Annotated in this window: 11 protein-coding genes; 6 read left to right on the top strand and 5 right to left on the bottom strand. The window is 52.0% G+C overall.

Translation table 11 applies throughout. From position 1 onward, the window contains the following. Together coaE and zapD are read left to right on the top strand one after the other, a co-directional pair. Positions 1–676 (top strand): dephospho-CoA kinase (coaE, locus tag BOW51_RS02445; protein WP_306341477.1); only part of this gene is annotated, 676 nt, incomplete at its 5' end. 73 nt (positions 677–749) lie between these two features. Next, positions 750–1541 carry a cell division protein ZapD gene (gene zapD, locus BOW51_RS02440; protein ID WP_167367220.1) on the top strand — a complete coding sequence of 264 codons (792 nt, stop codon included), beginning with the start codon at positions 750–752 and terminating at the stop codon, positions 1539–1541. Here the strand turns inward: zapD and BOW51_RS02435 are convergent. The 4 genes from BOW51_RS02435 to BOW51_RS02420 form a co-directional block, all read right to left on the bottom strand. Beyond that, a complete protein-coding gene (locus tag BOW51_RS02435) occupies positions 1516–2451 on the bottom strand; it encodes a Nudix family hydrolase (protein ID WP_078476272.1) in 936 nt (311 codons plus the stop codon). The two genes, zapD and BOW51_RS02435, sit on opposite strands and share 26 nt — an antisense overlap. Before the next feature lie 24 nt (positions 2452–2475). Further along, positions 2476–3681 (bottom strand): bifunctional glutamate N-acetyltransferase/amino-acid acetyltransferase ArgJ, encoded by a 1206-nt coding sequence (gene argJ / locus BOW51_RS02430; protein ID WP_078476271.1) that lies wholly within the window; start codon positions 3679–3681, stop codon positions 2476–2478. A gap of 12 nt (positions 3682–3693) precedes the next feature. Then, positions 3694–6498: a preprotein translocase subunit SecA gene (gene secA / locus BOW51_RS02425; protein ID WP_078476270.1), complete on the bottom strand. Its 2805-nt coding sequence runs from the start codon at positions 6496–6498 to the stop codon at positions 3694–3696. A 167-nt stretch (positions 6499–6665) separates the two neighbouring features. Beyond that, a complete protein-coding gene (locus tag BOW51_RS02420) occupies positions 6666–7580 on the bottom strand; it encodes a M23 family metallopeptidase (protein ID WP_167367219.1) in 915 nt (304 codons plus the stop codon). An 81-nt stretch (positions 7581–7661) separates the two neighbouring features. On the opposite strand from BOW51_RS02420, the gene BOW51_RS02415 reads away from it, so the two are divergent. Next, entirely contained in the window at positions 7662–8096 is a 435-nt protein-coding gene (locus BOW51_RS02415) for a DciA family protein (RefSeq protein ID WP_078476268.1), read from the top strand. A 3-nt stretch (positions 8097–8099) separates the two neighbouring features. On the opposite strand, the gene lpxC is transcribed toward BOW51_RS02415, so the two are convergent. Then, positions 8100–9020 (bottom strand): UDP-3-O-acyl-N-acetylglucosamine deacetylase, encoded by a 921-nt coding sequence (gene lpxC, locus BOW51_RS02410; RefSeq protein ID WP_078476267.1) that lies wholly within the window; start codon positions 9018–9020, stop codon positions 8100–8102. 220 nt (positions 9021–9240) lie between these two features. Here lpxC and BOW51_RS02405 point away from each other — a divergent pair, with 220 nt between their 5' ends. From BOW51_RS02405 to BOW51_RS02395, 3 genes are all read left to right on the top strand, one after another. Next, positions 9241–10503 (top strand): molybdopterin molybdotransferase MoeA, encoded by a 1263-nt coding sequence (locus BOW51_RS02405; RefSeq protein ID WP_078476275.1) that lies wholly within the window; start codon positions 9241–9243, stop codon positions 10501–10503. Continuing rightward, positions 10500–10976: a cyclic pyranopterin monophosphate synthase MoaC gene (gene moaC / locus BOW51_RS02400; RefSeq protein ID WP_078476266.1), complete on the top strand. Its 477-nt coding sequence runs from the start codon at positions 10500–10502 to the stop codon at positions 10974–10976. The genes BOW51_RS02405 and moaC overlap by 4 nt, the downstream gene beginning before the upstream one ends. Positions 10977–11090: 114 nt before the next feature. Beyond that, complete coding sequence (locus tag BOW51_RS02395; RefSeq protein WP_078476265.1) at positions 11091–13139, top strand: LTA synthase family protein; 2049 nt, start codon at positions 11091–11093, stop codon at positions 13137–13139. Positions 13140–13210: the final 71 nt, after the last annotated feature.

Raw genomic sequence — 13210 nt, 5'->3', positions numbered from 1 at the left:
CTCACCGCCCTCTTCTGGGGCAACGAGATCAACGATTGGTACCTGCGCATCTCAGGCCTCGCTTAGCATGTTACGAGTTGCACTGACTGGCGGCATTGCCAGCGGTAAATCGGTTGTCACTGAACTGTTCGAAAAACTCGGTGTTGAGGTCATTGATACGGACCTTGTCAGCAGAGAACTGGTAGAACCCGGCAGCCCGCTGCTGAAACAGATCAGCGAACACTTTGGTGAAGATGTTCTTGACCAGTCGAAAGCACTCGACCGGAAAAAGCTGCGCCAACGTGTTTTCAATAACAGCGAGGAACGCATCGCTCTCGAGGAGTTACTCCACCCGGCGATCAGGCAGCATGTCTATGAACGCATTGCAGCATCTGACGCAAACTACGTCATTGTTGCCATCCCCCTTCTGACAGAAACCCGTTACCCATATAAGCTTGATCGCATTCTCGTCGTTGATGCCCCGCTACAGCAACAACTGGCACGACTGATGGAACGCGACAAATTATCCGGAGAAGCTGCCAGAAAAATAGTTGCGGCACAGTCGGATCGCCAGGCCCGGCTTGCAGTTGCAGACGATGTCATCACCAATGATGGCAGCATCGATGCACTGAAGCAGAAGGTTGAAGAACTGCATAAGTACTACACCCAATTAAGCCGGACGACCTCAAGTAAATAAGGCCGCTTTTCTTTAGGGAATAAATCCAGCACAATAGCTATGACAGGACTGTATTCAGGATACTGCTGAAAAAGTGGCAAAGAATATTACATTCGAACATCCTATCAACGAACGCACGCGTCTTTTGCTGCGTCTTGCGCACCTGTTCGACCAGCTTTCCGTATTTCAGCCGCGTGAGGAAGAGGTTGACTCACGTGTTGCCGTCAATGTCCTGTTACAGATTTCTGCGATTCTTTCGCGCTCGGATATCAAGTCAGAAGTCATCAAGGAACTTGAGCGCCACATGACCAACCTGGTGCGCATCAGTCAACACTCGGATGTCGACATGAGTCGACTTGATTCTGTTGTCAGTCAGCTCGAACATAACCTCAGCGGACTGCATAACATCTCCTGCCAGCTTGGACAGGAGCTGCGTGATCACGAATTACTCAAATCGATCATGCAGAGAACTTCAATACCGGGCGGGAGCTGTGACTTTGATATGCCGGTATACAATCTCTGGCTACAGCAAAGCGCAAAAATCCGCTGCAGCCAGTTGAAGGAGTGGATGGCTCCTCTTGAACCGCTGCAGAATTCTGCCGCCCTGCTCATTGACCTGATCAGGACCAGCAGCAGGCCCGTCAAGGAAGTTGCCGAACAGGGTTTCTTCCAGCAATCACTCGACAGGAAGATACCCGTGCAGATGCTGCGCGTCAGCATACCCGTCAGACTTGGACTGATAGCTGAAGTCAGTGGTGGAAAACACAGGTTCAGTGTACGTTTCCTGAAAGTGGACAGCTTTAAGGAACGCCCCACACAAACAACTGAATCAGTCACCTTTGAGTTAACCAAGTGCGTCTTTATAGAATCGGCCAAACCCCGCTGATACCCGCAACACCCTGGGCGCCTGCTTGCCACGCCCGCTCAATGTCAGACTCGCTCATACCACCTAGCGCATAAACAGGCATAGTAACATCATCAACCATTTGGCCAAACTTATCCCAGCCAAGTGGTGATGCATGTGGATGTGATTGCGTTCTCTGCAGCGGGGAGAGAGTCACAAAATCGACATTCAGTGCTACTGCCTGCCTGAGCTCTTCAGGCGTATGACAAGAGGCAGCAACCAATTGGGCAGATGGCAATGGACGCCGCTCGAGTACCATCAGATCAGCTGCTCGCAGATGCACACCGCACCCAAGCTGACCGGCCATCTCAACCTCTTTTACCAATAACGCAAGTGCTGCATGGCGGTCCAGCAGCTGTTGAGCAATTTCGACCACTTGCGCATAACTGCGTTCAGGAAGGCGCAACTGTAACAGGGTCATCTCCTGTTGAGATGCTTTTGCAGAAATAAGATCGAGGCGATGCATCAATTCAATGCTGCCTATACCAGGTGGAGTCACAAGGTAGCGGGAGGGCAAGTTCAACGCTGTAACAATTGGCTTGTCGGCAGGAGGTAGTTGATAGCCTGATAGGGAATCGGGATCAACCCAGGCGATCTCCTGCCCCTCTCGTCCGGATGCCTCACCATGCCAACGCTCAACAAGATGAACATCAAGCAGCACGTGACGATCAGGATACGCATGTCTGACCTGTATCAGGGGGCGGTGCGTCTCAATCCGGATGCCCAGCTCCTCGTCAATTTCGCGCTTCAGGCCATCTGCAAGGGATTCGCCAGCTTCAAGTTTGCCGCCGGGAAACCCCCATAACCCGCCGAGATGTTTATCATTGGGACGGCGCGAGAGCAGGATATGTCCCGCCCGGTCGCGGATGACTGCTACAGCGACATGTAACATAGGGATAGTGAGCGAGCGATCAAATCAGCTTCGATACTCGGCATTGATCTTGACGTAGTCGAACGACAGGTCGCAGGTCAGCACGAGACTACTCGCCTCACCACGCCCCAGTTCAATATGAATGGTGTAGGCATCCTTGTCCATGACGGCCTGCCCTGCCTCCTCGGTATAACCGGAGTCACGTCCGCCGCCTGAAACGATCAGTACATCATCAAGCAGAATACGTACGGCATCAAGATCGAGATTCTCAACACCCGCCCTGCCAACAGCTGCAAGGATACGTCCCCAGTTCGGATCACTGGCAAACATTGCCGTCTTGACCAACGGTGAATGCGCAACCGTGTAGGCAACGCTCTTCGCCTCCTCATCGCTTGCAGCACCGCTAACATGAATCTCGACCAGTTTAGTTGCGCCTTCTCCATCCCTGACGATAGATCTTGCGAGCTCCATGCAGACATCGAGAATTGCTGAGCGCACAGCAACACCGGCGGAACTGTCAAGGTCATCAACCACGACATCGCTGCAGCCGCTGGCAATCAGGACGCAGGCGTCATTGGTCGAGGTATCGCCATCGACGGTAATGCTGTTGAAACTTGGAGCGACCGCCTCATTAAGGCACTGCTGCAACAGTGTCCTGGATATCGCTGCATCGGTGGCGACATAGGCAAGCATGGTTGCCATGTCAGGACGGATCATGCCAGAACCCTTTGCCATGCCGGTGACCGTTACTTCGCTGTCACCAACAGTGACTCTTCTGCTTACCAGCTTGGCGACCGTATCAGTCGTCATGATAGCCTGTGACGCACGCTCCCAGCCTGCCTCTTGCAAGCCTTCAAGCAGTGAAGGAACAGCCGCAGCTATTGCCTGCGTATTGAGATCCTCTCCAATCACACCGGTAGAGAATGGCGCGACCTGGTTGAGTGCGCAACCGGCTGCGGCAGCCAGCGACTTGCAGCTTTCACGGGCTGCTCGCAGGCCATTATCACCGGTGCCTGCATTGGCATTGCCGGAATTTACCAGCAGGTATCTTGGCGTACCGGCTTCAATGTGTTCACGCGCAACTGTCACGGGGGCCGCACAAAAGGCGTTGCGGGTAAATACAGCAGCTACCGTGGCGTTATCGGCCAGCTCGATTGCAACCAGGTCATCACGTCCGCTGTAGCGAATACCTGCTGCAACACTCGCCAACCTGATACCGGCAACCGGGTAAACCTTGTCAGAGACTGTCATACAAGGGCTTCCTCAGGAGAGCTTACCGTGGCACTGCTTGTATTTCTTGCCGGAGCCACACGGGCACGGCTCGTTGCGGCCGATCTTGCGCTCATCACGCACAAATGGCTGATGCTCTTCACCCGATGGTTCTGATTCTGTAGCAGCACCAGCACTGTCATCAAGGCCTTTGAACTCCTGGTGCATGAACTCCATTTGCTGTGGCTCTTCATGCGGTACATCCAGCGGAGCCTGTTGCTGGATACGAACCAGTGACAGCGTCTTGACGACATCGACCTTGATCGTATCGAGCATTGCCGAGAACATATCGAATGCCTCGCGCTTGTACTCCTGCTTGGGATTTTTCTGTGCATAACTACGCAGGTGAATTCCCTGGCGCAGGTAATCCATCGCCGCAAGGTGCTCTTTCCAGTGCGTATCCAGCGTCTCGAGCATGATGCCTTTTTCGAAATTGCGCATCTGCTCGGCACCGGCCAGCTCGACTTTCTTGTCGTAAATCGTGTTGAGCATCTCCAGCAGTCGATCCCGCAATGTCTCCTCGTGCAGATCGTGGTCTTCGTCAAGCCACTTCTGTAGCGGGGCTTCCAGTGCGAATTCACGTTTCAGCGCTTCTTCGAGGCCGGGCACTTCCCACTGCTCTTCAAGACTCTGCGGTGGAATATAGAGACTGATACTGTCGTTGAGCACTTCCTCGCGCATTGCCAGGACGGTGTCATAGACATCGTCCATATCCATCAGGTCGTTGCGCTGCGAATAGACCACTTTACGCTGATCATTGGCGACATCATCGTATTCGAGCAGTTGCTTACGAATATCGAAGTTGCGCCCCTCAACCTTGCGTTGGGCATTCTCAATCACCTTGTTAAACCATGGGTGTTCAATTGCCGCGCCTTTCTCCATGCCCAGCTTCTGGATCATGCCGGAAACACGCTCAGATGCGAAGATACGCATCAGGCTGTCCTGCAACGAGAGATAGAACCTGCTTGAACCAGCATTACCCTGACGTCCCGAACGGCCACGCAGCTGATTATCGACACGGCGTGATTCGTGGCGCTCTGTACCAATTACATGTAAACCACCAGCCTCAAGGACCGTTGCATGACGCTTCTGCCACTCTGACTCGATCGTCTCCTTTTGGGCATCGGAAGCATCATCACTCAGCGCCTGTAATTCAGCGTCAAGGCTTCCACCAAGAACAATATCGGTACCACGACCTGCCATGTTGGTTGCGATAGTTACCGCACCCGGGCGACCAGCATCCTCGATAATGTGCGCCTCGCGCTCGTGCTGTTTCGCGTTGAGCACCTGGTGTGGAATCTTGCGTTGATTGAGCATTTTCGAGATCAGTTCAGAAACCTCGATAGAAGCGGTACCAACCAGCGAGGGCTGACCACGTTTCACGCAGTCGCGAATATCCTCGATAATCGCCTCGTACTTCTCATCCGGCGTCAGGTAGACCAGGTCAGCACGATCATCGCGCGTCATTGGCTTGTTGGTCGGAATGACTACCACCTCAAGACCGTAGATCGACTGTAATTCGAACGCCTCGGTATCGGCCGTGCCTGTCATACCAGAGAGCTTGTCGTAGAGACGGAAAAAGTTCTGGAAGGTGAGCGATGCGCGAGTCTGGTTTTCTTTCTGGATCGTTACACGCTCTTTCGCCTCTATCGCCTGGTGCAGACCCTCGGACCAGCGGCGTCCAGGCATGGTACGACCGGTAAACTCGTCAACGCTGACAATTTCACCGTTTTGAATAATGTAGTCGACGTCCTTCTGGAACAACACATGTGCACGCAGTCCCGCGTTGACATGATGCATCAGCATTATATTCTGCGTATCGTAAAGGCTGGTTTCCGGATCCAGCATGCCAGCATCTGCCAGCCTCTGTTCGATATGCTCATGCCCCTCGTCACTGAGGAAAACCTGGCGTGCTTTCTCGTCCACCGAGTAGTCGCCCGGACCAAAATCCGGCTCGCCATCTTCATTCGTGATCGGGTCCTGGCGTGTCAGGGCCGGAATCAGCTTGTCGATGCGGGTATAGATTTCCTGATCACCCTCGGCAGGCCCCGAGATAAGAAGAGGTGTCCTGGCCTCGTCGATAAGGATCGAGTCAACCTCGTCAACCACCGCAAAACTGCGAGAGCCCTGAACACGCTGCTCTGCATAGAAGGCCATGTTGTCACGCAGGTAATCGAAACCGTACTCGTTGTTCGTGCCGTAGGTAATGTCGGCCGCATAGGCCTCTTTGCGTGTTGAGTAGCGCAGGTGAAGATAGCCACCCTCGGCACCCTTGTAATCAGCATCGAAGAGAAAAGATGCCTGGTCGGGATTCAGGCCGGACGACTGGATGATGCCCAGTGAGAGACCAAGAAAATTATACAGGCGCCCCATCCACTCACCATCGCGGCGAGCCAGGTAGTCGTTGACGGTAACAACATGTACACCATTGCCATCCAGCGCATTGAGATAGACAGCCAGGGTTGCAACAAGTGTCTTACCCTCACCGGTACGCATCTCGGCAATCTTGCCATCGTGCAGAACCATGCCGCCAATCATTTGCACATCAAAGTGGCGCATACCAAGCACGCGGGTGCTCGCTTCGCGCACGGCAGCAAATGCCTCTGGCATCAGTGCATCCAGTGACTCGCCCGCCTCGTGGCGCTCCCTGAATTCACCGGTTTTCGCCTTCAGCTGCTCATCGGAAAGTGCCTCAAATTGAGGTTCGAGCTGATTGATTTGCGCAACAGTCTTGCGCATGCGTTTGACCAGCCGGTCATTACGGCTGCCAAATATCTTGGAAAGTAGCTTTGCCATTATCTATCCGTCACAAATTTCAGCCGCTGATGATACCGTATTCGCGGCCATGAGACACGAAGATTGGGGCTGTTTTGCCAAAAAACAGGAGGAAATCGCATAACTTAGCCGAAACTGGCGATTTCTGACAGAAGTGATCTCCCGGCTGGAATATGTGCCGGGCAACAGATTCAGGATTTGTCGACGTGCTTGATGAATTTTTTAGGATTGACCGCAACACCGTCCTTGCGCACCTCGAAGTGCAGGTGAGTGCCAGTAGCCGAACCGGTGCTTCCCATTAGAGCGATGGTCTCACCCTTTTCAATCAGGTCTCCCTTGCCAACCAACAGCTTGCTGTTGTGTGCATAGCGAGTCAGGTAACCATCGGCATGGCGAATCTCAACCATGTAGCCATAGCCGCTCACATACTTGGACTTGGTGACAATACCAGGAGCTACTGCAAGAATTTCTGTGCCTCTCCTGCCCGGAAAATCGACTCCCAGGTGCATTTTCCGCTTGCCGGAAATCGGGTGGATGCGACTGCCGAAACCTGAAGAGATCCAGCCGCCCTTATTAACAGGCAGACCGGAAGGCATGATCTCCCTGAGTACATCCTTATTCATCAACACTTCTTCAAGAAGTGTCAGTTGGTACTCCTGCTGCTTCAGCAGGGCCTCGAAATTATCCAGTTCCACTAAAAGTCGAATACCTGATTCGCTCTCGCCGTCACTGCCGTTATCAAGTCCGCCAAGACCCGGCTCCTGGCCAAAAATAAACTCACTCTCATCGAGTTCGGCAACGCCAACCAGGTGCTCACCAACAGCCTCAAGACGCATTACCTGCGCCTGAATAAATCCAAGCCTGACCGCTAGCGCATCGAGTTCATCCTCGGCACGCGCCTGTGCTTTCATCACGGTCTGGCGATCCTCATTGAGATTATGCTGAAGCAGTTCTATCTTGGTCAGCATTTCAGGGGACGCCTGGTCAAGACCGCGCTCATAGCCAAGCATTGCTCCAACACCGCCACTAATTGCGCCTACAACAGCAAGCACAAGTACCAGCGATACAATAGATCCTATGCATATGCGGTTCTTTTTTGCGATCAAAGATGTCACCATGTAATTAAGCCGACTTAGTAAACGCCGGTCGTCCTGATTAATTATAAATCTGAACACACTAAATCATCCATGAAAAAAGAGCCCAAGAGCCTGCGGCAAATCCTGCGTAAGGCGCCATCCATCAAAAAACTTCTGCAGGAGGCGGATGCCGATCATAACCGTTTGATCCAGCTACGACAAATGCTTCCCGCGGAGCTAGCCTCCCACTGCGTCAATGTCCACCAGCAAAAGGGGACAATGATTATCTATCTTAACTCACCCGCATGGGCGAGCAGAATGCGACTCATATCTAAAAAGCTAGCAGAAAAACTGGAGGTACGCTATATATCGTGCAAGGTACAGGCTTCGCGTACACAACAAAAAATCACGACTAGAACCACCTCTGCTGCCCGTCACTCAGACCGGGCTGCCGATCTCATCGAGTCGTCCATCGGCCAGTCTTCAGATCCTGAACTCGATGCCATTCTGAAACGCCTGGCTCAAGCAGTAAGACCGAAACACTAGAAGCTATGCTGTCTCCGGTGTCGCCGGCCTGGCGTAGGAGATTGGCGCATTTGCCTCCTCGTCAAAAGTCACCTCTTCCCAGGCATCCTGCTGAACCAGCAACTCACGCAGCAATTTATTGTTGAGCGCATGCCCCGATTTGTAGCCGTTGAAATGTCCAATCAAGCTATGCCCCAACAGGTAGAGATCGCCGATCGCATCAAGGATCTTGTGCTTGACGAATTCGTCGTCGTAACGCAGGCCATCTTCATTGATAATTCGATACTCATCGACTACAACAGCATTATCCAGGCTTCCGCCCAGTGCGAGGTTCATCTCTCGCAAAGCCTCGATCTCGCGCAAAAAACCAAATGTGCGTGCACGGCTGACTTCGCGTACAAAAGAGGTGGAGGAGAAATCGATGGATGCAAAAGCAGGACGCTCAACAAAAGCAGGGTGATCGAACTCGATACCAAAACTCACCTTGAAACCATCGAAAGGTTCAAACGAGGCCCGCTTGTCACCGTCCGTGACCTCAATAGGCTTTTTGATACGTATAAAACGCTTGGCAGAATTCTGCTCAACGATACCAGCTGACTGGATCAGGAATACAAAGGGTGCAGCACTACCATCCATGATTGGAATTTCTGCCGCACTGACATCAACAAATGCATTATCAATACCAAGACCGGCAAATGCGGAGAGCAGGTGTTCGACAGTCGATACCCGCACGCCCTCATCATTCACAAGAGAAGTCGAAAGGCTCGTGTCACCAACGTTTTCTGCACGTGCCTCGATATCGACAGGTGCATCAAAATCAAGACGTCGAAAAACAATTCCTGTATCAGGGGCCGCGGGGCGCAATGTCAGCAGCACCTTCTCACCCGAATGAAGGCCAACACCAGTCGCCTTAATGCTGTTTTTCAAAGTACGCTGCTTAATCATCACGTAATGCTCTCATTATTAATTGTGCCGTGACCGGAGAACCGCCTGTAAGTGGCCGTTTCTTATCATTAGGGAATACCCTAATATTGAACACGAATTGGTTTCTCTTTGCAAGCCTATCTGTTGCTTTACGAAAGAAAATCCTATTATCACCCTGTGCCCTGTTGGCAGGAATCGCGTAAGATTGCAGCCAAAGAGACTCCCTGTGAATGAAATCGATATGACAACAAGCACCCGTGATCAGAACAACAGCTGCGATTGTGATAACTCCAGAGAAAAATTACAACCTCTGGAATCAGCACTCGACGCTCTGCTGCGTGCAGCGCCCGGAGTAAGCGAAACAGAAACAGTTTCACTACATGATGCAGCCGGCCGAATTCTCGCAGCCGATCTCGTGTCAGGTATCGATGTACCACCGGCAGATAACAGCGCCATGGATGGTTATGCTATTGCCAACGCAGACTACAAGGGAGAGTCATTGAGAATCTCTCAGCGCATTCCTGCAGGCATCTCTCCCGAACCCCTTGAAGCCGGTACTGCCGCACGCATCTTCACGGGGGCCTTTATTCCCGCAAATGCTGATGCAGTGGTGATGCAGGAGAACGCCTCGACCGGAGAGGATGGCAGTGTCTCCTTCTGTGGCGAGATCAAGGCAGGACAGAATATTCGCAGCAGGGGTGAAGACATTACCCGTGATGAGACCATATTAAAAAAAGGCCGCAGACTGCTGCCACAGGATATCGGACTTGCTGCCTCGGTTGGTATCGGTGAAGTCGAGGTCTACAGGCGCGTGCGTGTCGCTACATTCTTTACCGGCAGTGAACTGGTGCAACCGGGCAAGCCGCTTGAGCCAGGCCAAATCTACAACTCAAACCAGTCTGTACTCAATGCGTTACTCAACGCATGTGGCTGCGAACTGGTGAGCCTCGGCATTACTGAAGATGCGCTTGACGCCACCATAGAAACATTCAAGCAGGCTGCCTCGGAGTCTGATTGCATCATCACCAGCGGCGGTGTCTCGGTCGGTGAAGAAGATCATGTCCGTGCAGCCCTCGAATCTCTCGGCAAAATCGACTTCTGGCGCGTCGCCATCAAACCGGGAAAACCGGTCGTCTTTGGCCAGGTCAACGATACGCCGGTTATCGGCCTGCCCGGGAACCCGGTCTCCGTCTTCTCCACTTTCTGCCTGTTGGCGCGACCCTTCCTGCTGACCATGCAGCGACGCGAGGATGTGATGCCGGTTTCGTACCAGGTCAGCGCAGGTTTCGACTGGAAGAAATCAGGCATGCGCCGCGAGTTCGTGCGTGCACAACTGCAGACAGACGCACAAGGACGCCAAACCGCGATACTCTATCCTAACCAGGGTTCAGGCGTACTCTCCTCGACTTCATGGGCGCACGGCTTCGTCGAGATTGGCGAACACAAAACCGTCACTGCAGGTGACAGTGTCAGCTTCTATCCATTCAGCGGACTTATCTCATGAGCAAATTGACACATATTAATGACAAGGGTGACGCAGTCATGGTCGATGTCTCGGCCAAGCAGGCAACGGTACGTGAGGCAACAGTCAGCGGTCAGGTCAGCATGCTGCCTGAGACCCTGAAGCTGATCATCGAAGGCAACCACAAGAAAGGGGATGTGCTGGCAACCGCACGTATCGCAGGCATACAGGCTGCCAAACGCTGCTGGGAACTGATCCCCCTATGTCACCCGCTGCAACTCTCCTCCGTCACTGTCGAACTGACCACGGACGAAATCAATCACTCGGTACACATACTCGCCACCTGTAAAACAGTTGGCCCCACAGGTGTCGAGATGGAAGCACTGACCGCAGCGTCAGTAGCGGCCCTGACTATCTATGACATGTGCAAGGCTGTTGACCGCGGTATGGTCATTGGCGAGATTGCCCTGCTTGAGAAGAAGGGTGGCAAGAGCGGCCACTGGAAACGCGACTGACCATATCCGTTAGAACAAATCATAACGGTTCCGAATTACCTCAATACCTTTGCAAGTTAGACAGATAACAATCAACTCACTTTTCAGGCAACTCTGAACAATCAGAAATATCTCATGACAACAACTCCCGGCCACAAGCAACCCGACTACTTTCAGCCTCGCGCCAAGATGGCAACAACCATTCTTTCCATAGCGTTTCTATTGGTTACACTGGCTATCTACTTTGTCTATCGAGTGATCTTTATTCAGCTTATATCCCCAGGCACAACACACGACGATGCCATGCTGATATACCTGTATGGAATGCGACTTGACGCCGCCCTTGTTGCCATCGAACTTGCGGTAGTGACAATCCTTTTTCTTCTGACACGCTACTTTCGTTTGCGCGCCTTCGCATCCATCATCGTGGCATTAACATTCATCCATTTACTTCTGGCATTTTCCAACCTGCTTTTTATCACCGAACGTGATCAACATTTGTGGGAAATGTTCCTGGCGAACATCACCAGTCCAGAAGAGATTCTGATCGCCATCTCCCCATTTCTGCAACTGCATCTAGTGCTGATCTCCACGAGCATACTGGCGGCTATTGTATTCTCCTACTTTTCACACAAAGCAACACGCCACCTACCGCATACGAAGCTTGATCTCTGGAAACCTCGCCCACGTTTCAGGCACGCACTCCTGCTAATCCTTCTTCTCTCGTTGTCGACACTTGACCCGCTTGCCCATCCAGTCAAAAAACACTGGTCACTTGGCTGGATTCCATATCCAACCACCAGCCAGTTCTACATGAATTTTGATGGCTACCAGGCCAACCAGGCAGTCGTGAACCCGCTGCATGATTTTGTCCGCTTTTATCTACCCGCAACCCTGACCGGTATGTCTTCAGATAAAGTCGATCGCATAGACCGCATTGAAGCTCTCTCCTTGAGTAAGGAGCTACTGGGAAATAACAGTCTGAATGAGAACTACCCGCTATTGCATAAGCTGGAACAAAAGCCGGAACTTGGCCTGAAGAATGTGATCATTATTCAAGTAGAGGGATTGAGTCAGTCGATCATTGGACGCCAGCAAGAAGGTTTAGAAATCACCCCTTTTCTCAACCAACTGAGTAAAAAAGGACTCTATTTTGACAATGTAGTGCAAAGCTTCAACGCAACAGATGGTGCCGTTTTTTCGACCACCACTGGTGTTCACAAGGCCTTCTTTAATCAGAACTGGAAGTATTTCCTGCCGGTAGAGGTAAATGGATATTTCGGTTCTCTTCCACATCTCCTGGGGTCCGATAGCTACGGTCACTTCTCGATGCACGCCTTCCATAACCGACGGGAAGTCTTCAGCAGTTTCATGCGCAACCAGGGTTATGAGTCGGTGGATTACCTCGACTTCGAGAAACGTCTGGGCGGCGAAGAGGTGATGCCTGAATACAGCAATGCCCTAGGCATATTTGATGGTATATTTTTACGTGAAGCAGCTGATATTCTGGCCGATATCGAGACGCCATTTACTGCACACCTGATCACTGCCACCACGCACTCACCATGGCAGGTACCGGATGATGCTGCCACGCCTTTCAAGAATAAACGCACTAACAGCTTCCACTATCTAGACCAAAGCATTGAAGCATTTATCAAGGCATTCAGGGAGAAGAGCCCTTCATTTGAAGACACCCTGTTTGTGATCGTGGCTGACCACACAAGCGTACTTTATGGCAAGGGCATGATGGAACGCATCCGGGTACCGTTGTTTTTCTACAGTCCGGCTCTTGAAGCTATGAATACAGAGTGGCAACAACATCCCGACCACTACGAAAGCCAGGTAGATATCATTCCAACCATCCTGCAATTAATTGATGGCGATCACAATTACAGCGGCCTGGGAAACAGCCTGCTGAGTCAAAACAAGCCCAATGCTGGTGCTATCAGCAGTAACCGCTACGAAAGCCTCTATCTCAAGGATAACTATGTCCTGCGTTACTCGCCTTTTGCATCAGCAGGTGAAGAGACCCAGCTGTTTGCTATCCGCGATGACGAAATCATAGAAAATGACATTTCAAACAAATATCAAGACATAGTCGAGAGACTCAAACGCGAGTATTTCTCCCTTTATGAAACCTCGTCCAGACTGACCAGTGAAACAAGCGTGTCTTTGATCTCGTGATGTAAAACGGGACATCCAAGTCGCCCTTTTACACTCGATCTTCGACAGCCTTTATTGCCCCGGACGCCCTG

Source organism: Solemya elarraichensis gill symbiont (assembly GCF_002021095.1).
Classification (GTDB): Bacteria; Pseudomonadota; Gammaproteobacteria; order Chromatiales; family Chromatiaceae.
This window is presented reverse-complemented; position numbering and strand designations above follow the sequence as displayed.